The sequence below is a fragment of the Amycolatopsis sp. cmx-11-12 genome (genome assembly GCF_046269425.1).
GTDB lineage: Bacteria > Actinomycetota > Actinomycetes > Mycobacteriales > Pseudonocardiaceae > Amycolatopsis.
Map to the genome: position 1 here is coordinate 301,303 of NZ_JADNQM010000008.1, position 26,187 is coordinate 327,489.

At 68.9% G+C, this 26,187-nt stretch carries 23 protein-coding genes and 1 pseudogene; 15 read left to right on the forward strand and 9 right to left on the reverse strand.

Annotation, left to right across the window (positions count from 1 at the left end):
* The first annotated feature begins 36 nt into the window (after positions 1 to 36).
* The gene (locus tag ACLARN_RS14380) at positions 37 to 2,802 is read left to right on the forward strand and encodes a DEAD/DEAH box helicase (protein ID WP_409491865.1); all 2,766 of its coding nucleotides are present in this window, start codon (positions 37 to 39) and stop codon (positions 2,800 to 2,802) included.
* Positions 2,802 to 3,986: an SWIM zinc finger family protein gene (locus tag ACLARN_RS14385; RefSeq protein WP_409491866.1), complete on the forward strand. Its 1,185-nt coding sequence runs from the start codon at positions 2,802 to 2,804 to the stop codon at positions 3,984 to 3,986. Before ACLARN_RS14380 ends, ACLARN_RS14385 begins: the two co-directional genes overlap by 1 nt.
* Here the strand turns inward: ACLARN_RS14385 and ACLARN_RS14390 are convergent.
* Positions 3,974 to 5,221, reverse strand: a complete 1,248-nt coding sequence (locus tag ACLARN_RS14390) for an alpha/beta hydrolase (RefSeq protein ID WP_409491867.1) — start codon at positions 5,219 to 5,221, stop codon at positions 3,974 to 3,976. The two genes, ACLARN_RS14385 and ACLARN_RS14390, sit on opposite strands and share 13 nt — an antisense overlap.
* A 66-nt stretch (positions 5,222 to 5,287) precedes the next feature.
* Between ACLARN_RS14390 and ACLARN_RS14395 the strand changes: the two genes are divergently transcribed.
* The 7 genes from ACLARN_RS14395 (at position 5,288) to ACLARN_RS14425 (ending at position 12,120) form a co-directional block, all read left to right on the forward strand.
* Positions 5,288 to 6,679 (forward strand): WS/DGAT/MGAT family O-acyltransferase, encoded by a 1,392-nt coding sequence (locus ACLARN_RS14395; protein ID WP_409491868.1) that lies wholly within the window; start codon positions 5,288 to 5,290, stop codon positions 6,677 to 6,679.
* Between the two features lie 84 nt (positions 6,680 to 6,763).
* Positions 6,764 to 7,828, forward strand: coding sequence for an acyl-CoA dehydrogenase family protein (locus ACLARN_RS14400; protein ID WP_409491869.1), 1,065 nt, complete (start codon positions 6,764 to 6,766; stop codon positions 7,826 to 7,828).
* 4 nt (positions 7,829 to 7,832) lie between these two features.
* On the forward strand, positions 7,833 to 9,005 hold the full coding sequence (locus ACLARN_RS14405) for an acyl-CoA dehydrogenase family protein (RefSeq protein WP_409491870.1): 1,173 nt from the start codon (positions 7,833 to 7,835) through the stop codon (positions 9,003 to 9,005).
* The gene (locus ACLARN_RS14410) at positions 9,002 to 9,916 is read left to right on the forward strand and encodes a bifunctional MaoC family dehydratase N-terminal/OB-fold nucleic acid binding domain-containing protein (protein WP_409491871.1); all 915 of its coding nucleotides are present in this window, start codon (positions 9,002 to 9,004) and stop codon (positions 9,914 to 9,916) included. The genes ACLARN_RS14405 and ACLARN_RS14410 overlap by 4 nt, the downstream gene beginning before the upstream one ends.
* Complete coding sequence (locus ACLARN_RS14415; protein ID WP_409491872.1) at positions 9,913 to 10,308, forward strand: MaoC family dehydratase; 396 nt, start codon at positions 9,913 to 9,915, stop codon at positions 10,306 to 10,308. Before ACLARN_RS14410 ends, ACLARN_RS14415 begins: the two co-directional genes overlap by 4 nt.
* Entirely contained in the window at positions 10,308 to 11,477 is a 1,170-nt protein-coding gene (locus ACLARN_RS14420) for a lipid-transfer protein (protein ID WP_409491873.1), read from the forward strand. The genes ACLARN_RS14415 and ACLARN_RS14420 overlap by 1 nt, the downstream gene beginning before the upstream one ends.
* A 73-nt stretch (positions 11,478 to 11,550) precedes the next feature.
* The gene (locus ACLARN_RS14425) at positions 11,551 to 12,120 is read left to right on the forward strand and encodes a DUF5134 domain-containing protein (protein WP_409491874.1); all 570 of its coding nucleotides are present in this window, start codon (positions 11,551 to 11,553) and stop codon (positions 12,118 to 12,120) included.
* Positions 12,121 to 12,182: 62 nt separating this feature from the next.
* Here ACLARN_RS14425 and ACLARN_RS14430 read toward each other — a convergent pair whose 3' ends face one another.
* The 7 genes from ACLARN_RS14430 to kstD all read right to left on the reverse strand — a co-directional run bounded on the left by ACLARN_RS14430 (position 12,183) and on the right by kstD (position 18,684).
* Entirely contained in the window at positions 12,183 to 12,638 is a 456-nt protein-coding gene (locus tag ACLARN_RS14430; protein ID WP_409491896.1) for a riboflavin kinase, read from the reverse strand.
* Positions 12,639 to 12,923: 285 nt separating this feature from the next.
* Entirely contained in the window at positions 12,924 to 13,673 is a 750-nt protein-coding gene (locus ACLARN_RS14435) for a class I SAM-dependent methyltransferase (protein WP_409491897.1), read from the reverse strand.
* A 52-nt stretch (positions 13,674 to 13,725) separates the two neighbouring features.
* Entirely contained in the window at positions 13,726 to 14,589 is an 864-nt protein-coding gene (locus ACLARN_RS14440) for a MaoC/PaaZ C-terminal domain-containing protein (RefSeq protein ID WP_409491875.1), read from the reverse strand.
* A 9-nt stretch (positions 14,590 to 14,598) separates the two neighbouring features.
* Positions 14,599 to 15,624 (reverse strand): 2Fe-2S iron-sulfur cluster-binding protein, encoded by a 1,026-nt coding sequence (locus ACLARN_RS14445; protein ID WP_409491876.1) that lies wholly within the window; start codon positions 15,622 to 15,624, stop codon positions 14,599 to 14,601.
* On the reverse strand, positions 15,621 to 15,881 hold the full coding sequence (locus ACLARN_RS14450; protein WP_409491877.1) for a hypothetical protein: 261 nt from the start codon (positions 15,879 to 15,881) through the stop codon (positions 15,621 to 15,623). Before ACLARN_RS14450 ends, ACLARN_RS14445 begins: the two co-directional genes overlap by 4 nt.
* Positions 15,878 to 17,017 (reverse strand): Rieske 2Fe-2S domain-containing protein, encoded by a 1,140-nt coding sequence (locus tag ACLARN_RS14455; protein ID WP_409491878.1) that lies wholly within the window; start codon positions 17,015 to 17,017, stop codon positions 15,878 to 15,880. The genes ACLARN_RS14450 and ACLARN_RS14455 overlap by 4 nt, the downstream gene beginning before the upstream one ends.
* Entirely contained in the window at positions 17,014 to 18,684 is a 1,671-nt protein-coding gene (gene kstD / locus ACLARN_RS14460; RefSeq protein WP_409491879.1) for a 3-oxosteroid 1-dehydrogenase, read from the reverse strand. The genes ACLARN_RS14455 and kstD overlap by 4 nt, the downstream gene beginning before the upstream one ends.
* A 100-nt stretch (positions 18,685 to 18,784) precedes the next feature.
* On the opposite strand from kstD, the gene ACLARN_RS14465 reads away from it, so the two are divergent.
* The 5 genes from ACLARN_RS14465 to hsaB are packed head-to-tail and all read left to right on the forward strand — an operon-like array spanning position 18,785 to position 23,930.
* Positions 18,785 to 20,383 carry an FAD-binding protein gene (locus ACLARN_RS14465; RefSeq protein ID WP_409491880.1) on the forward strand — a complete coding sequence of 533 codons (1,599 nt, stop codon included), beginning with the start codon at positions 18,785 to 18,787 and terminating at the stop codon, positions 20,381 to 20,383.
* 43 nt (positions 20,384 to 20,426) lie between these two features.
* Positions 20,427 to 21,602, forward strand: coding sequence for a 3-hydroxy-9,10-secoandrosta-1,3,5(10)-triene-9,17-dione monooxygenase oxygenase subunit (gene hsaA, locus ACLARN_RS14470; RefSeq protein ID WP_409491881.1), 1,176 nt, complete (start codon positions 20,427 to 20,429; stop codon positions 21,600 to 21,602).
* Positions 21,602 to 22,465: a 4,5:9,10-diseco-3-hydroxy-5,9,17-trioxoandrosta-1(10),2-diene-4-oate hydrolase gene (hsaD, locus tag ACLARN_RS14475; protein ID WP_409491882.1), complete on the forward strand. Its 864-nt coding sequence runs from the start codon at positions 21,602 to 21,604 to the stop codon at positions 22,463 to 22,465. The genes hsaA and hsaD overlap by 1 nt, the downstream gene beginning before the upstream one ends.
* Positions 22,465 to 23,379, forward strand: coding sequence for an iron-dependent extradiol dioxygenase HsaC (gene hsaC, locus ACLARN_RS14480; RefSeq protein ID WP_409491883.1), 915 nt, complete (start codon positions 22,465 to 22,467; stop codon positions 23,377 to 23,379). Before hsaD ends, hsaC begins: the two co-directional genes overlap by 1 nt.
* A 5-nt stretch (positions 23,380 to 23,384) precedes the next feature.
* Positions 23,385 to 23,930: a 3-hydroxy-9,10-secoandrosta-1,3,5(10)-triene-9,17-dione monooxygenase reductase subunit gene (gene hsaB, locus ACLARN_RS14485; RefSeq protein ID WP_409491884.1), complete on the forward strand. Its 546-nt coding sequence runs from the start codon at positions 23,385 to 23,387 to the stop codon at positions 23,928 to 23,930.
* On the opposite strand, the gene ACLARN_RS14490 is transcribed toward hsaB, so the two are convergent.
* Positions 23,896 to 24,927, reverse strand: coding sequence for a fatty acid desaturase family protein (locus ACLARN_RS14490; RefSeq protein ID WP_409491885.1), 1,032 nt, complete (start codon positions 24,925 to 24,927; stop codon positions 23,896 to 23,898). The genes hsaB and ACLARN_RS14490 overlap by 35 nt on opposite strands.
* Before the next feature lie 308 nt (positions 24,928 to 25,235).
* On the opposite strand from ACLARN_RS14490, the pseudogene ACLARN_RS14495 reads away from it, so the two are divergent.
* Positions 25,236 to 26,066: pseudogene (locus ACLARN_RS14495) on the forward strand (DUF222 domain-containing protein); the annotation flags it as partial.
* Between the last annotated feature and the right edge of the window lie 121 nt (positions 26,067 to 26,187).

A 26,187-nucleotide genomic window follows, 5' to 3' on the forward strand; every position in this document is an offset into this window, starting at 1 on the left:
CGTCCCGCCCGCTGCCTGTCGGTCCCGTGCTCTAGCGTGCCGGTCGTGGAGTTCGGCACAGGAACCCAAGCCACCTTCGTCCCCTCGGATCCCCCTCGGGAGGGCGTGCTGGCGCTCTGGGGAGACGGCGTAGCGGGTGACACCGCGATCGAACTCGTGCTGCCGGTGGGAAAGGTCTTCCGGCGCACGAAGGTCGACGCGGCACTCGTTCCCTTGTCACGCGCGATTCCGCGGCTGCTGACCGCCGAGGGCGACCTGAGCCCGGCCATCGCCGCGTGGTCGGCCGCCGCCGAGGCCGGGGTGAACCTCATCGCCCGCGGCAGGCTGTTGCCCGCGGCCTCACCCGGTGGGGTGGATTCGTGGCGGGTCGGCCCGCTCGACGTCGCTGACGAGGAGATGCTGCGCGGGCTCGCCGCCGCGCTGCCGCCCGAGGCGCACGCGTTGCCGTTGTCAGGGCTGAAACGGATCCGGTTGCATTCGCCGGAGTCGTTGATCCGCGCGCTCTGGGACGCGACGGCGGACGTGCTGGTCCGCACGCCCGCCGCGAGTGTCACGGCGGGCGGTCCGGCGTTCGCGGCGGCCGAGCCGACGCTGGTCGGGCCGGACGGTGCCGCGTGGCTCGCGGAGTTGAGCGCCAGGCAGGCGCAGGACGCGCATCTCGTCCTGCGCATGGAGGTGTACGAACCTGAGGATCCTGAAGAAGAGGCCACTTTCGCCGCTGTCCTCGCCGTGCGGAGCGCCGCCGACCCGAGCCTGATCGTCGAGGCGGCGACGTTGTGGGAAGCGCCCGAAGCGGTGCTGGAGCGCATGGGCGAGCAGGTAGAGACGCAGTTGCTGCTCGGGCTGCGGCGAGGCGCCAGGGCGTGGTCGCCGCTCGGCCGCATGCTGCGGTCGGCCGCGCCGACCGAACTGGCGCTGGAGTACGACGAGGTCGTCGACCTGCTGACCCACGGTGACGCGGCGCTGGGTGGCGCCGGTATCGAGGTGCAGTGGCCGAAGGATCTGTTCGCGAGCGAACTCAAGGCGAAGGCGAGCGCGACGCAGGCTCCCGGCAGTGTCACCGGGCCCGAGTTCACGCTCAAGAGCCTGTTGCAGTTCCGCTGGCGGCTGAGCGTCGGCGACGAGGAACTCACCGACGCCGAGGTCACCGCGCTCGCCGAGGCGAAACGGCCGCTGGTGCGGCTGCGCGGCAAGTGGGTCAAGGTCGACGCGCGCCTGATCGCGAAGGTGCGCGCTCACCGCGCGAAGAAACTGTCCGGGGCCGAAGCGCTGGCCGCGGCGCTCACCGGCGAACTGGAGCTGGACGGCGAGAAGGTCGAGTTCACCGCGCCGTCGGCCTTGACGGGGCTGCTCCAGCGGATCCGTGATAGCGCCGCGGAGCCGATCGAGCAGCCCGCCGAACTGCGGGCCACCCTGCGGCCGTACCAGAAGGCGGGCCTGGCGTGGCTCGCGACGATGACCGGGCTCGGTCTCGGCGCCTGCCTGGCCGACGACATGGGGCTTGGCAAGACGATCCAGCTCATCTCCCTGCACCTGCATCGTCGCCCGCTCAAGGAAGGTCCCACGCTCGTCCTGTGCCCGACGTCGTTGCTGGGCAACTGGGAACGTGAATTCGCCCGATTCGCGCCGGACGTCCCGGTGCGCCGGTTCCACGGCGGCGGGCGGCATCTCGACGAGGTCGCGCCGGACGAGGTCGTGCTCGCCACGTACGGCGTCCTTCGCCGGGATCGCGAGACACTGTCCGAAGTGGACTGGGGGATGATCGCCGCCGACGAGGCGCAGCACGTCAAGAACCCACTTTCGGTCACCGCCAAGGAACTGCGGAAGATCCCGGCGGCAGCGAAGGTCGCGCTGACCGGGACACCGATGGAGAACCGGCTCACCGAACTCTGGTCCATTGTGGACTGGACGACCCCGGGGCTGCTCGGCTCACTCGACGGGTTCCGGCGCAAGGTCGCCCGCCCGATCGAACGGAACCGCGACACCGCCGCGACCGAACGGCTGGCCGCGACCGTGAGGCCGTTCCTGTTGCGCCGCAAGAAGACCGACCCGGACATCGCCCCCGAACTCCCGCGCAAGACCGAGACCGACCGGTTCGTCCCGCTCACCGCCGAGCAGACGACGCTGTACGAGGCCGTCGTCCGGGAGAACCTCGCGATGATCCGCGAACTCGACGGGATGGCGAGGGCCGGGCAGGTACTCAAACTGCTCACCGAACTCAAGCAGATCTGCAACCATCCGGCGCAGTACCTCAAGGAACCCGGCGTGCTGCACGGCCGTTCCGGCAAGCTCGCCGCCTTCGAGGAATTGCTCGACGTCATCCTCGACGAGGGTGACAGCGTGCTCGTGTTCAGCCAGTACGTCCAGCTGTGCCGCCTGCTGGAGAAACGCCTTGCCGAACGCGGACTGCCGACGATGCTGCTGTCCGGGTCGAGCACACCCAAGGCCCGCGAGGACATGGTCGCCCGGTTCCAGGCGGGCGAGGTGCCGGTGTTCCTGCTGTCGCTCAAGGCGGGCGGCGTCGGACTCAACCTGACGAAGGCCACCCACGTGATCCACTACGACCGCTGGTGGAACCCGGCGGTCGAGGACCAGGCCACCGACCGCGCGTACCGGATCGGGCAGGACAGGCCGGTCCAGGTGCACCGGCTGATCGCCGAAGGCACCCTGGAAGAGCGCATCGCCACGGTCCTGGAGACCAAACGCGGCCTTGCCGACGCGGTCATCGGCGCGGGCGAGAACTGGATCACCGAACTGTCCGACGACGAACTCGCCGACCTCGTCCGGCTCGGCGACACCTGATGCCCAGCGTGACCGGGCGGAAACGGCGCACCTTCGGCAACACGTGGTGGGGCAAGGCGTGGGTCGAGGCACTGGAAGACCGCGCCAAGCTCGACCCGAACCGGCTGCCACGCGGCCGCACGTACGCGCGCAAGGGCGTGGTCAGCGAGCTGACGGCCGGCACGGGTGAGGTGCGGGCCCGGGTGCAGGGCAGCCGGGCCGTGCCGTACCGGGTGACCATCCACATGCGGGCGTTCACCGAGGAGCAGTGGGAGAGCCTGCTCGGCATGGTCGGCTCGCGGCTCGGGCACGTCGCCGCCCTCCTCGACGGCGAATTGCCCGGCGAGCTGGCCGAGGACGCACGGGCCGCCGGTGCGGACCTGCTCCCCGGCCCAGGCGATCTGCGCCCGAAGTGCTCTTGTCCCGACAGCGCGAACCCGTGCAAACATGTCGCCGCGGTGTACTACCTGGTCGCGGACGAGGTCGACGTCGATCCGTTCGTGCTGTTCCTGCTGCGCGGCAGGCCGAGGGAGGCCGTCCTCGCGGAACTGCGGTCCCGCCGGGCACCCGCGCCCGAGTCCGGCAAGCGGGTGCGTGCCCCCGCCGCACCCGGCGTCGACCCGAAACGCGCCTACACCCGGCGGATCGCGGCGCTGCCGCCGCGACTGGCGGTCCCGGGCACGGTCGGGCCACCCGCGGTCCTCGACCTCGATCCGCCGCACCGCACGGGCTGGAGCAGCGACACGTTCGCGGAACTCGCCGCCGACGCCGCCGCGCGGGCCTGGGAACTGCTGGTCATGGGGCCCGGACGCGAACCGGAGCTGTCGTTCGAGGAAGACCTCGCCCGCCGGGCGGCGACGGGTGATCCGGACCTGGTCACCGAACTCGCCGAGGCGGCGGGAGTGCCGGTGCGGGACCTCGCCGTCTGGGCCCAGGCCTGGCGTGAGGCGGGCCGGGGCGGGATGGCGGTGGTCCGGGAGGTGTGGCGGCCGGGGCAGGCGCCGCTCGCGCAGGCCAGGGCGGACCTGGCCGAATCAGGGCTGCCGGGAGCGCCGAAGACCTGGCGGAACCGGATCACCCAGGGCGACCTGCAACTGCGCTACGGCCGTGACGAACGCTGGTACCGCTTCGTGCGCGACGGCGAGGGCTGGCGGGTCGACGGCCCGCCGTCCACCCGGCCGACGGACGTGATCTACCCACCCTGACGTCGGCGGAGGGAGCTGCGATACGCCCATTCCAGGAACCGTTCCACCCCGCGGACCACATGCGCGCTGCGGATCGAGGGGAAGACGTCGAAGGCGTGCTGCGCGCCGGAGATCTCCGCGTAGGCGACTTCACGCTGGGACTTCTCCCGCAGGCGCCGCACGAATTCGCGGGCCTCGCCCACCGGTACCAGCAAGTCGTGGACGCCGTGGATGACGAAGAACGGCGGCGCGTCCTCGGTGATCCGGTCCAGTGGTGACGCCGCGATGTAGTCGTCGAGGAAGTTCACCGGGTCCTTGTCCGCCTCGAAGACGTGCCGGGCGATCAGCGTCTTCAGCCTGGTCTGGCTGGAGCGCCGACCGCTGGTCGCGGCGAAGTCGTACACGCCGTAGTGCGGGGCGCACGCCTGGATGCTGGTGTCGGCCTCGGTGAAACCGGGCTGCAACGCCGGGTCGTTCGCGGTCAGTGCCAGCAGCGCCGCGAGATGCCCGCCCGCGGAACCCCCGGTCACCGCGACGAACGAGGGGTCGCCACCGTAGGACTCGGCGTTGTCCCGGATCCATGCCAGCGCGCGTTTCGCCGCGATGATGTGCGCTGGCCACCGGGCGGCGGGGGAGAGCGGGTAGTTGATCGCGACGCAGAGCCAGCCGCGTTTGGCCATGTGCAGCATCAGCGGAAGGCCCTGCTGGTCCTTGTTGCCGATCACCCACGCGCCGCCGTGCACCTGCAGCAGGATCGGCGCGCCGGTGACCTTCTCGCGCGGCGCGTAGACGTCGAGCAGGAACCGCTTCCCGCCGGGGGCGTAGGCGATGTCGCGCGTCCGCCGGACCTCCGGGTCGCGCATGCGGAACGGCATGGCCAGTTGGCCCCACGGCGTCGCGAGGTCGGTCGGGCTCGGCGGGTGCTCGAGTTCGTCGGTGTAGGCCTTGCCGATGCCTTCGGTGAGCGCGGTCTCGATCTCGTCGCGCGCTCGCTGGGACTGGGCGATCAGCGTGCCGAGCCCGGCCGCGGACGCGGCCGCGAGGGCCAGACCGGCCTTGCTCGATCCGCCCCGGTGCCGGGCGACGTGCGCCGCCGCGTCGGCCGCGGTGAGGGCGAGCAGGTGTGGGGCGAGTTCCCCGGTGAGCCAGCCCGCGAAGAACGCCGGAACCGCTGTCCGCGCGCCTCTCGGCGGCTTCAACGCGTTCGCGGTGAGCGCGAGCTGGAGTGCCTGGCGGAGGACGAAACTCGGCTGCATGGGCACCGATCCTACCGCCGGGTGACGGCCTAGAACCGGTTGCAGAGTTCGCCTAGGGTGACTCTTATGCAGAGATTGAGTGGTCTGGACGCGAGTTTCCTCTACTTGGAGACACCCACCCAGGTCCTGCACGTGTGCGGGCTGCTCACTCTCGACGGTTCGACCATGCCCGGCGGCTACGATTTCGAGCGCTTCAAAGAGAAACTGGCCGAACGGGTGGCACTGATCCCGGCATTCCGGCGCAAGCTGCACAATCCACTCTGGAATCTGACCCACCCCGTCTGGGTCGAGGACGAGGACTTCGACCTCGAAGCCCACGTTCACCGGATCGGCGTACCCGCGCCGGGGGACCGGCGGGAACTAGCCGAACTCTGCGCCCACATCGCGGGACAACGGCTGGACCGCGCGCAGCCGCTGTGGCAGTTGCACGTCATCGAAGGCCTGGCAGACGGCGGGATCGCCGTCCTGCTCAAGATGCACCACGCCAGTGTGGACGGTGTGAGCGGCGCGAGCCTGATCACTGCTCTCGCCGGTCTCGAACCGGATGCCCCGCCGCCGGAGATCGCGCGGGACGAACGCCGCAACGCGGACGTACCGGGCAGGCGGGCGTTGCTCGGCGCCGGACTGACGTCGTTCGTGAAAGGCCCGGTCGAGCTGGTGAAGCTGCTGCCGGATCTGCTCGAACTCGTTCCGAAATGGCTCGGGAAAGCGTTGCAGGGCAAGGGGATGCCGGTTCCGTTCACCGCGCCGCGCACCTCGTTCAACGGGACGATCACCGCGCACCGCAGCGTCGCCTATGCCTCGCTCGACCTCGACGAGGTCAAGCAGGTGAAGAACGCCTTCGGGGTGACCGTGAACGACGTCGTCCTCGCCGTCGTTTCCGGGGCTCTGCGGCAGTTCCTGCGCAACCGGGGTGAGCTGCCGGACGACCCACTGGTGGCGACCGTGCCGGTGTCGGTACACGAACGGACCGAACGCGACCACGGCAGCAACAAGGTCTCGGCGTTCTTCGCGGCACTGCCCACCCATCTGGAGGATCCCGCCGCGCGCGTGTTCATGCTGGCGGAGTCGAACCGGCTGTCCAAGGACCACCACCACGACATCGACGCCGACATGCTCGGAGACTGGGCCCAGTTCTCGGCGGCGACCATGTTCGGCCTCGCGGTGCGCGCGTATTCGGCGCTGCGCCTCGCCGAACGGCATCCGGTGGTGCACAACCTGGTGGTGTCCAATGTGCCCGGTCCGCCGATGCCGTTGTACCTGCTGGGCTGCGAGATCACCGGGCTCTACCCGCTCGGTCCGGTTTTCCACGGCGCCGGGCTCAACGTGACCGTGCTGTCCAACGCGGGCCGGGTCGACGTGGGCCTGCTCGGCGCCCGCGAACTCACCGGTGACCTGTGGCCGCTCGCCGACCACTTCCCCGATGCTCTCCAGGAACTCCTCAAGGCCGCTCCTTAGCGAGGGGTTGCCGTCCGGCCTTCTTCCGGTTAAGACTAGAACAGGTTTCAGTATTGTGCCCGTTCGCCCCGGTGAGGAGCCAGTGTGGACTTCCAGTTCGACGAGACGCAGACCGAGGTCACCGCGCTGACCGCGCGCGTGCTCGGCAAGGAGCGTGAACCCGCCGACACCTGGCGCGCGCTCGCCGATTCCGGTCTGCTCGCGCTGGCGCTGCCCGCCGAACTCGGCGGTGACGGCCTCGGCGTGGCCGAAGTCGCGTTGGTCCTGACCGAACTCGGTCGCGTCGCCTCGCCGGTGCCCGCGCTGGCGTCGCTGGCCTTCGGCGTCCTGCCGGTCGGGGCGCTGGGCGGGCCGGATCAGCTGGCCGCCCTCCTGCCGCCGGTCGCGGCGGGCGAATCGGTGCTCACGGCCGCGCTGCACGAACCTTCCGCGCCGTTCACCACCCGGCCCGCGACCGTGGCGGAGTCGGCGGGGGACTGGCGGCTGAGCGGGGTCAAGGTCGGTGTGCCGTTCGCGGCGGAGGCGACCCGGATCCTGACGCCCGTCTCGTTGCCCGGCGGCACCGGCGTCTTCCTGGTCGACCCGCGCGCGGACGGCGTGACGCTGACGCCGACGAGGACCTCATCCGGCACCCCGGATTACACGATGACGCTGGACTCCGTGACCGTCACCGACGCCGATCTCCTCAATGGGCACGGCCCCGGCGAATCGATCGCCACCCTCCACCGGTTCGCGCTCGCGGGCACGGTGGCGTTCGGCGACGGGCTGCTCGCGGGCGCGCTCGCGCTGACCACCAAGCACGTCGGCGAACGCGAGCAGTTCGGGCGCCCGCTGGCGGCGTTCCAGGCGGTGGCCCAGCAGATCGCGGACGTCTATGTGGCTTCGAGAACCGTCCAGCTGGCCGCGCGGTCGGCGGTCTGGCGGCTCGCGGCGGGGCTCGACGCCGAAGCGGAGCTCGACATCGCGGCGTACTGGCTGGCGGAGGAGGCGCCCGAGGCGCTGGCCGTCTGCCACCACCTGCACGGCGGGGTCGGCGTGGACGAAACGTATCCACTGCACCGATTCTCGTCGGCGGTCAAGGATCTCGGACGGACGCTCGGCGGCGCCTCGCATCGGCTGGCCGAACTGGGCGAACTGGCGGTGGGGTGAACCGATGCTGATCGAACTGACCGCGGCGCAACACCAACTGCGCTCGGAACTGCGAAAGTACTTCGCCGGCCTGGTGAGTGCCGAGGAGCGGCACGCGATGCTGCGCGAGCGGCACGGCCCGGTGTACCGCGAGATCGTGCGGCGGATGGGCCGCGACGGCTGGCTCGGCGTCGGCTGGCCGGAACAGTACGGCGGCCGGGGTTTCGGCGAGATCGAGCAGCACCTCTTCGTCGACGAGGCCGCCCGCGCCGACGTCCAGCTGCCGTCGGTGACGTTGCAGACCGTCGGGCCGACGTTGCAGGCGTTCGGCACCGAGGCGCAGAAGGCCTTGTTCCTGCCTAAAATCCTCGCGGGCGAGGTGCATTTCGCCATCGGGTACACCGAACCGGACGCGGGCACGGACCTCGCGTCGCTGCGGACGACGGCCGTGCGTGAGGGCGACGAATACGTCGTCAACGGCCAGAAGACCTTCACCACCGGCGGGCACGACGCCGACTTCCTCTGGCTCGCCGTGCGGACCGCGCCGGACGCGCCGAAGCACAAGGGGATCTCGATCCTCATCATGGACACCCGGGATCCGGGCTATTCGTGGACGCCGATCATCACCTGCGACGGCGCGCATCACGTGAACGCCACCTACTACTCGGACGTCCGGGTTCCGGCGGACATGCTGGTGGGCAAGGAGAACGAGGGCTGGCGGCTGATCACCACCCAGCTCAACCACGAACGCGTCATGCTCGGCCCGGCCGGGCGCATCGGCGGGCTCCACGACCGCGTCCGTGACTGGGCGGCGTCCAGGAAGACCCCCGACGGAACCCCCTTGCTGCATCTGCCCGACGTGCGCGCCGTGCTCGCGGAAGTGCTCGCGACCGCCCGGGTCAACGAACTGCTGAACTGGCAGGTCGCGGCGTCGTCGGCGACCGGACCGGTGGCGGTGGCCGACGCTTCCGCCACCAAGATCTTCGGTTCCGAACGCATCCAGCGGCTGGCCAGGAGACTGGAGGAGCTCGTGGCACGACACGGCGATCAGGCCGACACCGAAACCGCGGAACTGGCCCGCTGGCTGGACGTGGTGGCCAAACGCAACCTGGTGCTGACCTTCGGCGGCGGCGTCAACGAGATCCAGCGTGAACTGATCGCCACCGCCGGTCTCGGCTTGCCGAGGGTGCCGCGATGAGCATCCAGGAAGCGGCCGCCCACATCGCCGCACAAGGGGAATCCGCGCCGAGGGCCGCCCGCGACGCGGTCAACCAGGCGATGGTGAACAACTGGGTCGAGGCCATCGGTGACCGCAATCCCGTGTACGTCGACGAAGAATTCGCCGCGAAGAGTGTCCACAAGGGACTCGTCGCACCGCCCGCGATGGCGCAGGTATGGACGATGGGCGGACTGCACGGGACCCGTGCGTCGGACGACCCGCTCGGCGCGATGATGGAGGTACTCGACGAAGCCGGGTTCACCTCGGTCGTCGCCACCAACTCCGAGCAGAACTACCACCGCTATCTGCGGCACGGCGAACACGTCTCGGCGACCGCGAAACTCGAGAGCGTCGTCGGGCCGAAACGCACCGCGCTCGGCGAAGGCTGGTTCGTGACGACGAAGACCACGTGGTACGTCGGCGACGAGGCCGTCGCGGACATGGTGTTCCGGGTGCTGAAGTTCCGCCCGCTGGACGCCGAACCGGCTAAGGCGGCCGCTCCGGTGCTGCGGCCGGTGATCAGCAAGGACACCGAGTTCTTCTGGGCAGGCCTGCGCGAAGGGGAACTGCGGATCCAGCGGTGGGGCGAAATCCTGCGGCATCCGCCCGGCCCGATGCCACCGGACGGTGACCTCGACGCGAAGCCGGACTACGTCGTCGCGTCCGGGCGCGGCACGGTTTACAGCTACGTGGTGCACCACCATCCGAAGGTTCCGGGCAAGGACCTGCCGTTCGTGGTGGCGCTCGTCGAACTGGGGGAAGGCGTCCGGGTGATGGGCGAACTGCTCGACGCCGACCCCGAGACCGTCCACATCGGACTCCCGGTGGAGGCCACGTTCGTGAAGATCGACGAGGAACTGACGTTGCCCGCATGGAGGGTCGCGCGATGAAGGACTGTTCGGTCGGCACCGAGTTGCCGCCGCTGGCCATCGAGGCCACGCCGACGTTCGTGGTGAGCACGGCCGTGGCGACCAGGGATTTCCAGGACGTCCACCACGACCGCGACGCCGCCGTCCAGCGCGGGTCGAAGGACATCTTCCTCAACATCCTCACCGACACCGGCCTGGTGCAGCGGTTCGTGACCGATTGGGCGGGACCGGAGGCGTTCGTGCGGTCGATCAAGATCCGGCTCGGCGTGCCCTGTTACGCCTACGACACCCTGACCTTCACCGGGCGGGTCACGGAACGGACCGGTGACGACGTGGTGATCGCGGTGTCCGGTGTGGACAGTCTCGGCGAGCACGTGACCGGGACCGTGGAGCTCACGCTGGGAGGCGAGTGATGACCTTGTCCGGGCGGGCCGCGATCGCCGGTATCGGCGCGACGGAGTTCTCCAAGGATTCCGGGCGCAGCGAGCTGCGATTGGCGGCCGAAGCGGTTTCAGCGGCTTTGGCCGACGCGGGCCTCAAAGCGTCCGATGTGGACGGACTGGTCTCGTTCACCATGGACGGCAACAGCGAGATCGCCGTCGCGCGGGAACTCGGCATCCCCGAGCTCAAGTTCTTCAGCCGGATCCACTACGGCGGCGGGGCGGCGGCCGCAACCGTGCAGCAGGCCGCGATGGCCGTCGCGACCGGCGTCGCGGACGTCGTCGTCGCGTACCGGGCCTTCAACGAACGGTCGGGGATGCGGTTCGGCCAGGTCTCGTCGACCGCGGCGGGGCAGGTGAACTCGTCCGGCGTCGACAACGCGTTCCACTACCCGATGGGGATCGCGACGCCGGCCGCGACCGTCGCCATGCTCGCCCGCCGCTACATGCACGAGTACGGCGCGACCAGCGAGGACTTCGGCAGGATCGCCGTCATCGACCGCGCTCGCGCGGCGACGAATCCGAAGGCCTGGTTCCACGGCAAGCCGATCACGCTCGAAGACCACCAGGCGTCCCGCTGGGTCGCCGAACCGTTGCACCTGCTCGACTGCTGCCAGGAGAGTGACGGCGGTGTCGCGCTCGTGGTCACCAGCGCCGAGCGCGCGCGCGATCTGCCGCACCGGCCCGCCGTGATCGCGGCGGCCGCGCAGGGAAGTGGTCCGGACCAGTACGTGATGACCAGCTACTACCGTGACGACCTCCCGGCGTTGCCCGAGATGGGCGTCGTCGGACGGCAGCTGTGGGAGCAGTCCGGTCTCGGTCCCGGCGACATGGATCTCGCCGTGTTGTACGACCACTTCACTCCTTATGTCCTGATGCAGCTGGAAGAACTCGGCTTCTGCGGCAAGGGGGAGGCCAAGGACTTCATCGGCGGCGGTGCACTGGAACTCGACGGGAAGCTGCCGCTCAACCCACACGGCGGACAGCTGGGAGAGGCCTACATCCACGGGATGAACGGGATCGCCGAAGGGGTCCGGCAGGTGCGGGGCGACGCCGTCAACCAGGTCGACGGGGCCTCACGCGTGCTCGTGACCGCCGGTACCGGCGTACCTACGAGCGGACTGGTCCTGACCGCGGGCTGAGATCACCTCATTGCCCGATGGTGTACTAGAGCGGTACCTGCCACGGTGAGAGGAATACCGGCTGGGAGGTGCCATGTCTGGACCAATCGTCGTCGCGTGGACCCTGACCGCGGTGTTCGCCGCGCTGGTCCTGCCCTGCGTGCTCAGACTCGTCCGGTTGGACTACGGACGACTGGGCACGGCGGTCCGCAACGGTGATCTGGCCGAACTGCTGCTCGTCGTCGCCATGGTCGCGATGCTGTCCCCGGTGGGCGGCCCGATCCCCGCGGCGGGCTGGCAGGCGGTGCTGGCGCTGACCGCGGGCTGGTTCGCGGTCTCGTGGTGGAAGGGGCGGCGGTCCGGGCACGCCGCGTGCGGGCACCACGCCGTCTCCGCCGCGGCGATGCTGTTCATGGTGACCTTCATGCCGCACAGCGACGTCTCCCACGGGCCGTGGCTGGTGATGTCCGGCCCCGGCGCCGCTTCGGCACTGTGGTTGTCGCTGGTTTTCGGTGTCGTGGCCGCGTATTTCGCGGTGGACGCGGTGCGCGCCGGGGTGCTGGCGGCACGGGGCACCGGCGACTCCGGTCAGGTGTCGCGGTGGGTGTGCCGCGTGATCATGGGACTGGGGATGGGCTACATGCTGCTGGGTGCGGCCCTCTAGTCCGCAATTAGTCACCTACTTGCGCCTATCGGCAGCGCAAGTAGGTGACTAATTGCGACGCGTCAGACGCCGATCCGCCGGACGACGCCGTCCCCGGCGTCACCCGCGTCCGGCAGATCCTCCGCGGGGTTGTCCGCGGCCCATTTGGCGGCGTTCGCGATGTCCTTGTTCAGCGCGACGATCAGCGCTTCCGACGACGGGTACGCCTCCTGCTCGCGCAGGTGGTGGCCCAGCCACACGGTCAGCACCTCGCCGTAGAGGTCACCGCTGAAATCGAGCAGATGCGCCTCGACGAGCCGGTAGCCGTCCGCGCCGTAGTACGTCGGCCGCCTGCCGACCGAGACCGCCGCCGCGATCCGCGTCCCGTCCGCGCGTTCGGCCCAGCCCGCCCACACTCCGTCGCCGACCTGGCCGTCTTGGTCGCGCAGCGCGATGTTGGCGGTCGGGAACCCCAGTTCCCGTCCCCGCTGATCGCCCTTCTCCACCTGGCCACGGACCACGAAGTACTCCGCCGTCATGCCGCCCCCGTCCCCTGCTGTCACGAAAGCCATGAAACCACGACCCGGGCCCGGGGTCGACCGCCGTCCACGCGGCGAGAGCCGTCCTAAGAGTCCACTGTGTACTGAATCACCTGGATGAACCCGCGTCCGCGATCGACGTCGGCAGGACGCTGCCTGGTCATCTACGTCGCGATGGGCGTACGGGGCGCCCTGCCACCGCGATAGCGGGGCCTTCGGCCGGGGCGGGTTCATGCGTGGTGTCCTTTGCCACGGGACATCTCAGCTCCGCCAGCTGGCTCCCGATCACGTGGTGACGAGCCGGTATCCGAGGTCCAGCTCGGTCCGCCCCAGCAGGCCGACGTGATGCCGGTGCCAGTGCCCGTCGGCGAGGTCGGCGCGCAGCCGCTCGACCGCCGCCGCGACGACGTTCTGGTCCAGCAGCGCGACACCGGACATCCCCGCGCGCACACGCTCGGACAAGTAGGCCTCCGGCCTGCGCCAATACGCGCCGAGGAACCCGTCGACGCAGTCCGAGGGCACCGGCAGCGGAGCCACCGAAGGTGTCTCGCCAGCCGCGCTCAGCTCCTCGACGACCCGGTCCAGGCAGGCCAGCCTGCTCTCGTGCTCGGCGATCTCCGGCAGGTAGTCCCGCACCAGCCAGAACCGCGCGAACACCGCCTGGTCCCAGGTCACGATCACCTGGCGACGGGACACCCGCCGCAATTCGGCCAGTCCGGCGGTCACATCCGTCCAGTGGTGCACGGTGAGAACCGCCAGGCCGACGTCGAAGGCTCTGTCGGGGAAGGGCAGCCCTTCCGCGCACGCCTGGACGGCGGGGGCGGCGGCGGCCGGGCGCTGCCCGATCATCCGCCGCGAGGGTTCGACCGCGACCACACTGCGATCTTCCGGCTCGTAGGAACCGGCTCCGGCGCCGACGTTGACCACCGAGCGCGCGTCGCCGAGAGCGGCGGTCACGGTGGCCGCGATCCGGGGATCCGGACGTCTCGATCGCGCGTAGTCCCGGCCGAGTTCGGCATACGGGTCGCTGATCAAGGGGCGCACCTCGCCGAGTCTAACCAGAGCCCTTACCAGCGGGTATGAGGATTCAGTCTGTCGTGGTCAAGAAAGTGTCGGAAAGCACGGGGGCCTCGTCCCGATCCGGTGCCGTGGTCGTGATCATCAGCCCGGCGGGCTCGCGCCAGACGCGGGTCCGCAGCGGTTCGCCGGGGAAGACGACGCCGGCGAACTTCGCCGAGAACGACGCGACGCGGGAGGTGTCCCCTTCGAGCAGTTCGTCCGTGACGGCCTTCGCGATGACGCCGTAGGTGCACAGGCCGTGCAGGATCGGCTTGTCGAATCCGGCCGCCGCGGCGAACGCGGGATCGGCGTGCAGGGGGTTGCGGTCGCCGCAGAGCCGGTAGAGCAGGGCCTGCTGCGCCAGCGTCGGGGTGTCGATGACCACGTCCGGCCCCCGAGACGGGAGTTCGACGCGATCGGACGGTCCGCGCTCGCCGCCGAAACCTCCTTCGCCACGGGCGAAGATGCTCGACCGCAATGTCCACAGTGGAGTCCCGTCGGAGTCGGTGGCGACCGTCTCGTTCACGATCACCGCCGCCTTGCCCTTGTCGAAGACGTCGACGATCCGCGTCCTGGCCACCGCCTTGCCCGACGCCGGGATCGGCCGGTGCGCGATCACCTCCTGCTTGCCGTGCAGCACCTTCCCGAGGTCGACCTCGACGCCGGGGAACGAGACCGCGGGCGGCTCGAACACCCGCAGGTTCGCCGCCACGGTGGCGAACGTCGGCAGCACCTGGAGGCCGTCCTCGTAGGTGTAACGCAGTTCCCGCGGGCTCATCGGATCCGCGCCCGCGCCCAGCGCCAGGTGGTAGAGCTGCACGTCGGACGCGGTCCAGGCGAAACTCACCTCGCCGAGGTCGGCGCCGATCGCGACTGCGGGGTCAATGGGCACGAAGAACTCCTACTCGTAGGTGACGGTGACCTCGTCGGTCAGCGGCAAGGACTGGCATGCCAGCACGATGCCTTCGGCGATGTCGTCGCCGTCGAGGACCTCGTTGTTCAGCATCTTCACCTCGCCGGAGGTGATCCGGCAAGCGCACGCGCTGCACTGGCCCTCACGGCAGGAGTACGGCGCGTCGAAACCCTTTTCCAGCAACAGGTCCAGCAGTTTCGTCCGGCGCGGCCATTCGAGCTTCCTGGTCTCGCCGTCGAGGGTGACTTCGACTCCCGCCGGAGTCTCGGCCTCGTCGACGACGACGGGTTCGGCCACCTCGAACGGATTCCCGCCGAGGGACAGGAACCGCTCCAGATGGATCCGTTTGCGCGGCAGTCCGAGATCCTTGAGCACCGTGCGCGCCGCGTCCATGAACGGCCCGGGACCGCAGATGAACGCCTCGTGCGCGGTGTACGGCGCCACCAAGGCGCGAAGGTGCGCCTCCGTCGGCAGCCCTTGCAGGCTTTCCAGCCAGTGCACGACGACCAGCCGGTCCTCGTACCGGGCGGCGAGGTCCGCCAGCTCCCGCGCGAAGATCACCGATCGCTCGTCGCGGTTCGCGTAGAGCAGCACGACCTTGCCGGTGCCCTGCTCCAGCGCCGACTTCAGGATCGACATCACCGGCGTGATCCCGCTTCCGCCCGCGAGCAGCAGGAAGTCCTCGTCGAGCGACGCGGGGCTGAACACCCCGGCGGGCGGCAGGACCTGGACCTCTTGGCCTGCCTGGAGGTTGTCGCAGAGCCAGTTCGACCCGTAGCCGTCCGCGGTGCGTTTGACGGTGACCTGGACCCGGTTCTCGTGCGGCGCGCTGGAGAGCGAGTAGCAGCGGGCCACCGACCCGGTCCGGTCGCTCGGCACGCGCACGGTGAGGAACTGCCCTGGTGTGTAAGCGAAAACGGAGACGTGCTCGGCCGGGATCTCGAACACGATCGACGACGCGTCGGCCGTCTCGGTGATCACCTCGGCCACGGTCACGGTGACGGGACCGCTCATTCGGGCACCTCCAGCAGGCCGTCCTTCACCGCGGCGTCGATGCTCTCGCTGAGGTTGCCGCAGGTGTCGAGCAACGCCGTCTGCGCTCCCGACGCCTTCTGTTCCGCGAACACCGGACAGCTCCGCGACGCGTCACTCGCCCACTGGATACTGGTGTGCTGCACGCTGTTCTTCTTGACCAGCACACAGGTCCCGCACGAGCGGCAGCTCAACGGCTGGAGCCCGGCGGTGAGGAACTCGACGGTCTCGGGCTTCACACCCCGGCCTCTTCCGACTGCCGCCGCGCCAGGTTCTCGGCCACCTCCGCCGCCCAGACCTCGTTGGCGCGGCTGGTGTCCACTTCGAACTCGAAGCGCTGTGTCATGTCCTCGGTGACGTCGGCGGCGTCCACATAGAACTGGTCGTACCAGCGGCGCAGCTGGTAGACCGGCCCGTCCTCCTCGCACAGCAACGGGTTGTCGATCCGCGTCTTGTTGCGCCAGATCTCCACGTCCTGGAGGAAGCCGACGCCGATGCCCTTGGCGAATTTCCCGGCGATCTTGTCCGCGTGCTCGTCCGAGACGCCCTCGAACTTCTTCACGCTCACGCCCCATTGCAGCACGAACGAGTTCTCGGTGACCGGGTAGTGGCAGTTGATCAGCACGTTCTCGATCTCGAAACCCTGGTACGTGTTGAGCAGCTTGTTGATCATGTAGGACGGCCCGAAGTACGACGCCTCCGACCGCAGCAGGTTCTCCTCGCCGCCGTAGTTGGACGCCATTCCCTTGTCCGGGCGGCCTTTCGTGTTCAGGTACTGGGTGGCGACATGCCCCTCGAACACGTTCTTGAAGTAGGTCGGGAAGGCGTAGTGGATGTAGAAGAAGTGCGCCATGTCGACCATGTTGTCGATGATCTCGCGGCAGTTGGAGCCCTCGATCAGCACCGAGTCCCAGGTCCAGTTGCTCCACTCGCCGTTGAACACGCCCTCGATCCGCGGGATGACGACGTCCTCGGGCGGCGGGTTGCCCTCCGGGTCGTGCCAGACGAACAGTTGCTTGTTCTCCTCCAGCACCTGCCACGTCTTCGTCCGCGCCCGCAGCGGAACCCTTTTGGCGTAGGGGATCGAGACGCATTTGCCGTTGCCGTTCCAGCGCCAGTCGTGGAACGGGCAGGCGATCTCGTCGCCCTTGACCTCGCCCTGGGTGAGGTCGCCGCCCATATGGCGGCAGTACCCGTCGAGCACGTTCAGCTTGCCGGACGAATCGGCGAACACCACCAGTTTCGTCCCGAACGCCGTGATGGCGTGCGGCTTCCCGTCCCGGAACGGCTCGGCCAAGCCGAGACAGTGCCAGCCGCGCGCGAACCGCGAAGGGGGCGCGCCCGCGTCGATCTGCCGTACGGATTCCGTCGTCATCGGCTGCCTCCCGGTTGACCGTGATCTTGCTGCGCGAGGTGCTCGGCCGCAAGATAGCCGAACACCATCGCCGGGCCGATCGTCGCGCCGGGGCCGGCGTAGGTGCGGCCCATCACCGCCGCGCTCGTGTTGCCCGCCGCGTAAAGTCCGTCGATCACCGACCCGTCCTCACGCAGGACGCGCGCGTGCGGATCGGTCCTCAAACCGCCCTTGGTGCCCAGGTCGCCGGGCACGATCTTCACCGCGTAGTACGGCGCGACGTCCAGCGGCCCCAGGCTCGGATTGGGTTTGTTCCGCGGGTCGCCGTAGTAGTGGTCGTACGCGCTGCGCCCGCGGTGGAAGTCCTCGTCCACGCCGCTCTTCGCGAACCCGTTGAACCGCTGGATGGTGGCCTCCAGCGTGTCGGCCGGGACCTCGATCCGCTCGGCGAGTTTCGCGATCGTGCTCGCTTTGACCGCGATGCCCGCTTTGAACCAGCGGCCGGGCAGCGGCTGGCGCGGGCCGAGGCCGGTGAACATGTACCGGTTGCGGTTGCGCTGGTCGAACACCAGCCAGGTCGGAAAGTTCTCGCCGGGGCCGTCACCTTCGCCGTACATCGCGTGCACGGCCTCGACATAGGGCGCCGATTCGTTGACGAAGCGTTCGCCCCGCGCGTTCACCATCACGCAGCCCGGCCGCGACCGCTCGGCGAGCGCGAACCACGGGCCGCCGGTCAGCGGGATGGACGGACCCCACCAGGCGTCGTCCATCAGGTCGGTGGCCGCGCCGAGTTTGAGCCCAGCGTCGATGGCGTCGCCGGTGTTGGCTTCGGCGCCGACGGTCCAGTCGGTGCCGATGGGCGCCCGCTGGTACTTGACCCGCATCTCCTCGTTGCGTTCGAATCCGCCCGCGCCGAGGACGACGCCGAGCCGCGCGCGGATCAGCTTCTCCTCACCCTCATGGCGGACCACGACGCCGATCACGCGATCGCCCTCGACCTTGAGATCCACCAGCGGCGTGTTCAGCCAGACGGGGACATTCGCCCTCCGCAGCCCCTCACGCAGACCGGCCGCAAGCGCTTGCCCCATGGAAAGAAGCCGCTGACGGCGGATCCGGCCGACCAGCCAGCGGCCGCCGAGACCGAGAACGCGGAGGATCCCGCGCGGATGCCGGGCAAGCAGGCTCAGCCACCGGTAGTCCGCCTGGGTGATCGGGACGCCCAGCGGGGGAGCGCTGTAGGGCGGCTCCAGATTCGCCAGCTCCGGTCCGAGGACGTTGCCGTCGAGGGCGGCCGGTTCGACCGAGCGTCCGCCGGGGCGCCCGCCCGGGGCCTCCGGGTGGTAGTCCGAGTAACCCCGGACCCAGCGGAAGCGCAACGGCGTCTTGTCGCAGACGAACGAGAGGACTTCCGGGCCGCGGTCGAGGAAAGCCGACCGGAGTTCGGCCGGGACGACGTCCCCGACGATCGACTGGAGGTATTCGCGAGCCCGCTCCGGGGGTTCCTCGATCCCGGCCGCGCGCAGGGCGTGATTGCCGGGGATCCAGACACCGCCACCGGAGCGCGCGGTGGAGCCGCCGAAGTGGGCGGCCTTCTCCACGACCAGGACCTCGAGTCCCCGGTGGGCTGCGGACAGTGCGGCGGTCATCCCGGCGGCACCACTGCCCGCCACGATCACGTCGTACTCCATACGCCCCTCACCTGAAACACGTTGTAGGAAGCAGGTAGCAGCATCCGCGCTGCTCCAGTCACCATAGACGAGAACGTGTTCTAGTTCTAGGGTGGGTGTCATGGACTCCCTCATCGCGGATGTGGTGATCGTGGGCTTCGGCGCGGCGGGCGCCTGTGCGGCGATCGAAGCCGCCGACGCGGGCGCTCGCGTGCTGATCCTGGACCGGTTTTCCGGCGGTGGCGCGAGCGCTGTCAGCGGTGGTGTCGTCTACGCCGGTGGCGGGACGGCTCAGCAGCGGGACGCGGGCGTCGACGACAGCGTCGACGCGATGTACGAGTACTTGCGGCTCGAGGTCGGCGACGTCGTCTCCGAGGAGACCCTGCGGCGGTTCTGCGCGGGTAGTACGGAGATGGTGACCTGGCTGGAGGGCAACGGAGTCCCGTTCGAGGGGAGCCTGTGCCCGTACAAGACGTCCTACCCGAGCGACAAGCACTATTTGTACTACTCGGGCAGTGAGGCGGCGGGAGGCTTCCGTGACGCGGCCAAGCCGGCGCCGCGCGGTCACCGGGTCAAAGGGCCGGGCACCTCGGGGAAACTGCTGATGAAACGCCTGGCCGAGGCCGTCCGGAGCCGCGGTGTCCAGGTGCTGCCGCAGACCGCCGCCCGGAATCTGATCGTGGACGCCGACGGGACCGTGACCGGCGTCGTCGTGTCCACCCTGCGGGACGCTCCCGCCCGCGTGCGGGCCGCGCATCGGAAGCTGGCCGCGTATGCCGCCAAACCGGGGATCTACGTGCCGTCGCTCCGCAAGTCACTGCACCGGCGGGTGGAGCGGATCGAGCGTCGATACGGCCGTGAACTGCGGATTTCCGCCACGCGCGGGGTCGTCCTCGCCGCGGGCGGGTTCATCGCGAACCGCGAGATGGTGCGCGAACACGCGCCCGCGTATCGCGGTGGCCTGGCGCTGGGGACCTCGGCCGACGACGGGTCCGGGATCCGGATGGGGGTCGAGGCGGGCGGGGCCACCGCGGAACTGGGCCGGGTCTCCGCCTGGCGCTTCATCACCCCGCCGCCGGCGTTCCTCGGCGGGCTGCTCGTCGGCAAGGCGGGTGGGCGGATCATCGACGAATCCCGGTACGGCGCGGCCGTCGGCGAACGCATGATCACCGAACACGAAGGACGAGGCTGGCTGCTGGTCGACGACGCCATCGTGCGGGACGTGCGGCGTGACGCGCGGAAGCAAAGCCAATGGTTCCAAGCACTTCAGGTGCGCTATCTGCTGCGGCAACGGGTCGTCGCCGGGACGCTCGAAGACGTCGCGCGCAAGGCCGGTGTCGATCCTGACGGGCTTGTCGCCAGCGTCGAGGCTTCACGCTCCGGCGCCGACCCGACGGGTAAGCCCGCGGAGTTCGCGCGTCCGCTGGATCAGGCGCCGTACTCGCTGATCGACGTCTCGATCCGGCCCAACGTCGGCTATCCGTGCCCGATGCTGACGCTGGGCGGCCTGGTCGTCGACGAAGAGACCGGTGCGGTCCGGTCCGCCGCGGGTGCTCCGATTCGCGGGCTGTACGCGGCCGGGCGGACCGCGGTGGGAATCTGTTCTAGGTCCTATGTGAGCGGCCTGTCGCTGGCCGACTGTGTCTTTTCCGGGCGGCGTGCTGGACTGCATTGTGCTGGAGAGCACCGTTCTGTCGACAAAAACGAGAACGTGTTCTAGTCTTGGATCCGGTTCACGGAGTACGGCGAGAGAGGGAACGCATATGAGCGAGCACGCCGCGCAGGACGTGATCGCGGGGATCCGGGAGCTGCTGCCGGTCCTGCGGGAACGGGCGCAGGAGGCGGAGGACGCCCGGCGCGTTCCCGAGGAGTCCGTCAAGTCCCTGCAGGAGACCGGGTTCTTCAAGCTGTTGCAGCCGAAGACGTTCGGTGGTCTCGAAGCCGACCCGGTGAGTTTCTACACCGCGGTCAAACTCGTCGCGAGCGCGTGCGGGTCCACGGGCTGGGTCGCCTCCATCCTCGGCGTCCATCCGTGGCACCTCGGCCTGTTCGAGGCGCAGGCGCAGCAGGACGTCTGGGGTGACGACGCCGACGTCCGGATCTCCTCGTCGTACGCGCCGATGGGCAAGGCGGACGTCGTCGACGGCGGATACCGCCTCAGCGGGCGCTGGAGTTTCTCCTCCGGCTGCGATCACGCGACCTGGGTACTGCTGGGCGGGCCGGTGTTCAAGGACGGCAAACCGGTCGACTTCTGCACCTATCTGGTGCCGATCACCGACTACACGATCGAAGACGTCTGGGACACCGTGGGCCTGCGTGGCACCGGGTCCAACGACATCATCGTGAACGACGTCTTCGTCCCGAAGCACCGCGCGCTCAGCTTCATCGCGACTTCGAAGTGCAAGACGCCGGGCCAGGAGATCAACCCGGGGCCGCTGTACAAACTCCCGTACGGTTCGGTGCATCCGAGCACGATCACCGCGCCCATCATCGGGATGGCCCAAGGCGCCTACGACGCGCACGTCGAGTACCAGGGCAAGCGGGTGCGCGCGGCGTACGCGGGTGAGCAGTCCAAAGAGGACCCGTTCGCCAAGGTGCGCATCGCCGAGGCGGCCAGCGAGATCGACGCGGCGTGGTTGCAGCTGACGCACAACATCGACGAGCTGTACCAGTTGGCGTGCCAGGGGGAGAAGCTCCCGTTCCCCACGCGGCTTCGGGTCCGGCGCGACCAGGTCCGTGGCACGGAACGCGCGATCTTCGCGATCGACCGGCTTTTCGAGAACTCCGGCGGCCGTGCCCTGAAGGCCGGAACGCCGATCCAGCGGTTCTGGCGCGACGCTCACGCGGGCCGCGTGCACGCGGCGAACGACGCGGAGCGCGCCTACGTCATGTTCGGAACCGGCGCCTTCGGGTTGCCCGTCGAGAATGCGATGGTCTGATGGCCGAAGGCAAATACGTCACTGTCCGCGCTGGTCATCAAGAGGGCGGACTCAAGCTCCACTACCACGAGGCGGGCGGGGAGCATCCGGAGACGGTCATCCTGCTGCACGGTGGTGGCCCCGGCGCGTCGGCGTGGAGTAACTTCGGCCGTAACCTGCCGGTGTTCGCGAAGAACTACCGCACACTGGCGATCGACCAGCCGGGGTTCGGCCGGTCGGACAAACCGACCGAGCATCCGCAGTACTTCCGGCACAGCGCGGACGCCGTCGTCGGACTGATGGACGAACTCGGCATCGAACGTGCCCACTTCGTCGGCAACTCGCTCGGTGGCGGGACGTCCGTGCGGCTCGCGTTGAACCACCCGAAACGCGCGGGCCGTCTCGTCCTGATGGGACCGGGCGGGCTGAGCGTGAACCTGTTCGCGCCCGATCCCACCGAGGGCATCAAGAACCTGGGCCGGTTCAGTGCCCCGCCGGGGCCGAGCCGGGAAAAGCTCGAAGCCTTCCTGCGGATCATGGTGCACGACCAGTCCTTGATCACCGACGAACTGATCGACGAGCGGTTCGCCGCCGCGAGCGCGCCGGAGTCCCTCGCCGCGATGAAGGCGATGGGCAAGTCGTTCGCCCAGCCGGACACCTATGAAGAGGGCATGCTGTGGCGCGAGGCACATCGCCTGCGTCAGCGGGTACTGCTCATCTGGGGCCGGGAAGACCGGGTCAACCCGCTCGACGGTGCCCTGCTCGCACTCAAGCTGATCCCGCGTGCCGAGCTGCACGTGTTCGGCGGTTGCGGACACTGGGCACAACTGGAGAAGTTCGACGAATTCAACCGGCTGGCACTCGACTTCCTGGGAGCCTCCTGATGGGTATCCGTTCGCTCGCCTACCTCCGCATCGAAGCGACCGACATGGCCGCGTGGCGCGAATACGGACTGAAGGTCCTCGGCATGGTGGAGGGCTCCGGCACCAATCCGGAAGCACTCTACCTGCGGATGGACGACTTCCCGGCGCGGCTGGTGGTCTTCCCCGGGGAGCACGACAGGCTCGCGGTGGCGGGCTGGGAAGTCGCCAACGCCGGCGAACTCGACGAGATCCGCGCATCGCTCGACGCGCATTCCGTGCCGTACAAGGAAGGAACGCCCGACCAGCTGGCCGATCGGCGGGTCGACGGCCTGGTGTCCTTTGAGGACCCTTCGGGCAACACGCTCGAAGTCTTCCACGGTGTCGCGTTGCAGCACCGGCGCGTGATGAGCCCGTACGGCCACAAGTTCGTGACCGGGGAGCAGGGGCTCGGGCACGTCGTACTGTCCACTCACGACGATGAAGCCTCCTTGCGGTTCTATCGTGACGTCCTCGGTTTCCGGTTGCGGGATTCGATGAAGCTGCCGCCGCAGATGGTCGGCAGGCCCGCGGACGGGGCTCCGGCGTGGCTGCGGTTCTTCGGGTGCAACCCGCGTCACCACAGTCTCGCGTTCCTCCCGATGCCGACTCCGAGTGGCATCGTGCACCTCATGGTCGAAGTGGAGAACACCGACGACGTCGGCCTCTGCCTCGATCGTGCCATCCGCCGGAAGGTGCCGATGTCGGCGACCCTCGGGCGGCACGTCAACGATCTGATGCTCTCGTTCTACATGAAGACCCCCGGCGGTTTCGACGTCGAATACGGCTGCGAGGGAAGGCAAGTGGACGACGAGAGCTGGATCGCCCGAGAGAGTACGGCGGTTTCCTTGTGGGGACACGACTTTTCAGTCGGCGCCCGTCCGCCGGGTCAGTCGTGACCCGGATGACGGAGATCGGGGCGGACATCGATCCGGCACGCTTCCGTACGGTGCTCGGGCACTTCTGCACCGGCGTCGCGGTGGTGACCGGCCACGACGGCCGGGCGCCGGTGGGGTTCGCTTGCCAGTCGTTCGCGGCGCTTTCCCTCGACCCGCCGCTGGTCTTGTTCTGCCCGGCCAAGACTTCGCGCACTTGGGCGGTGCTCGCCGAATCCGGGCGGTTCGCCGTCAACGTGCTCGCCGAAGACCAGCAGGACGTCAGCGCGGTGTTCGGCGCCCGCGGCGCGGACAAGTTCGCCTCGCTCGACTGGACCCCCGCCCCGTCCGGATCCCCTTTGCTGGCAGGGGCTTTGACGTGGATCGATTGTGCATTGGAGACCGTGCACGAGGCGGGCGACCATTACGTCGTCGTCGGCAGGGTCACCGCACTCGGGGAACCCTCCGACGATCGGCCCCTGCTGTTCCACCGCGGGCGGTACACGGTGACCGAACCGGTGACGGACGAACTCGCGGCACTCATGCCGTGGCCGCGCCCGGACGATTGGCTCTGATCGGCTCGCCCGCCTCGTGCAGGCTGCGCAACGCGAGCTTGTAGGACTCGGCGAGCCCCGTCTCGTGGTACGGAACACCGAGCTCGGCGCAGTACTCCTGGACGATGGGCCGGGCGCGGCGAAGATGCGGCGACGGCATACTCGGGAACAGATGGTGCTCGATCTGGTAGTTGAGCCCGCCGAGCGCGACGTCGACGACCCTGCCGCCGCGGACGTTGCGCGACGTGAGCACCTGCTTGCGGAGAAAGTCGAGTTCGGTGTCCCCGGACAGGATCGGCATCCCCTTGTGGTTGGGGGCGAAGATCGATCCCATGTAGACACCCCACAGGGCTTTGTGGACGATGAAGAAGACGAGCGCCTTGCCGGGGGAGAGGACGACGAGCAAGGCGCTGAAGTAGAGCGCGAAATGTGCCAGCAGCATGGCCGCCTCGATCCCGCGTCGCCGGATGCCCGGCTTCGAGACCGCGCGGATGCCGGAGACGTGCAGGTTCAGGCCTTCGAGCGTGAGCAGCGGGAAGAACAGGAACGCCTGGTAGCGGCCGATGAACCGCGGAAGCCCCTTGCTGGCCCGCGCCTGATCCTTCGACCACACCAGGATGTCCGGGTCGACGTCGGGATCGAGGTCCTCGTGGTTCGGGTTCGCGTGGTGGCGGGTGTGCTTGTCCATCCACCAGCCGTAGCTCATGCCGACGCCGAGGTTTCCCGCGATACGACCGGCGATCTCGCTCGGACGCCGGGTCCGGAACACCTGACGGTGCGCGAGATCGTGCGACAGCAAGGCGATCTGGCCGAACATCACCGCCTGGAAGACGGCTATCCCCAGCTGCCACCAGGAATCGCCGATCGCGAAGAAGGCGACCCAGCCGGAGACGAAGAGCGTGGCGACCAGTCCGATGCGGAAGACGTAGTAGCCGGGACGGCGGTCGAGGAGGCCCGCTTCGCTGACGCGGCGGGACAGGCGGGCGAAATCGCTGCCTGTGCGGAGGTTTGCGGTCACGTTGTGAGTCTAGTTCGGACGTGCCGTGGGGGTGAATGCGGTGAGCAGGTGGGTCGGTGCGGGGGTTGGCCCTACCTGGGGGCTGGTGGGCGTGGGGTCGAGTCGGCGTCGGAAGCCGAGGATCGCCAAGATGCGTACCGCTCTGGATATTTCTTGCTCGGTCGAAGTCCGATTACGTGCGGTCGAACTCTTGTTCGAGTATGATCTTGGTCATGGCCACTTCTCTTGCTTTTGATCTGAAGGCTGCTCGTGTTCTTGATGTCGCGTTTGATGAGGAGGTGTTGCTTCGTCGGGCGCAGGGGCGTCAGGTGCGTGCGTTGGCCGAGTTCGGTGCTGCCGGTGGGTCGCGAAGATCGGTGACCGAGGAGGTCGCGTTGCGCTTCTCGGTCTCTCGTAATCAGGCGTTCCTGCTGGTGGAAACCTCGTGTGCGCTGGTGGCGCGTCTGCCGAACACGTTGGCGGCGCTGGAACGCGGCGATATCGACTTGTACAAGGCGTCGAAGGTCACCCGGTTGACGCGGGAGGTGCCGGACGAGGTCGCCGCACTCGTGGACGCGTGGATGGTGGGGCGTCTGGCGGGGCGTGATCCTTCGGCGATTCGTGGTTCGGTGGACTACGCGGTGCAGAAGTTCGATCCCGCCGGTTATCGGGACCGGGCGGTGAGGAAACGCGCTTCGCAGCACATCGCGTTGAAGCACGAGGACGAGACCATGTCCACTCTGTCCGGCTATCTCCCGGTCGAAGTTGCCAGTTCCGCCTATGCCTCGATCGGCCGCGCCGCCCAGGCCCGCCGGGCCAAAGACACCTCCCGCACCCTCGATCAGCACCGGGCCGATATCTTCGCCGAACGGCTGCTGGCCGAGGATGGCCGCGGGAAGCCCCGGGCGCATATCCACGTGTATGTCGACTTCCTGACGTTGGTGGGTGTGCGTGAGGATCCCGCGGTCCTGGCCGGGTACGGGCCTGTCCCGGACTGGCTGGTCCGCGAGATCGCCTCCGACCCCGACTCGACCTGGTCACGGTTGATCACCGATCCCGCCACCGGGCAGGTTCTTGAGGCCGGTGCCGGGACGTATCGGTCACCGGCGTCGCTGGCCAGGTTGATCAGGGCACGGGACCGGGAATGCACCCATCCCGGCGTGCGCCACGAGGCGCTGTCAATCAATGTGGAGGTGAAAGACCTGCACCATTGTTATGTCGCATCATAGCGGTGATAGCTGAGGGCAGCGGAACCAGGAGACGCTGGGGAAGCGGGAGCAG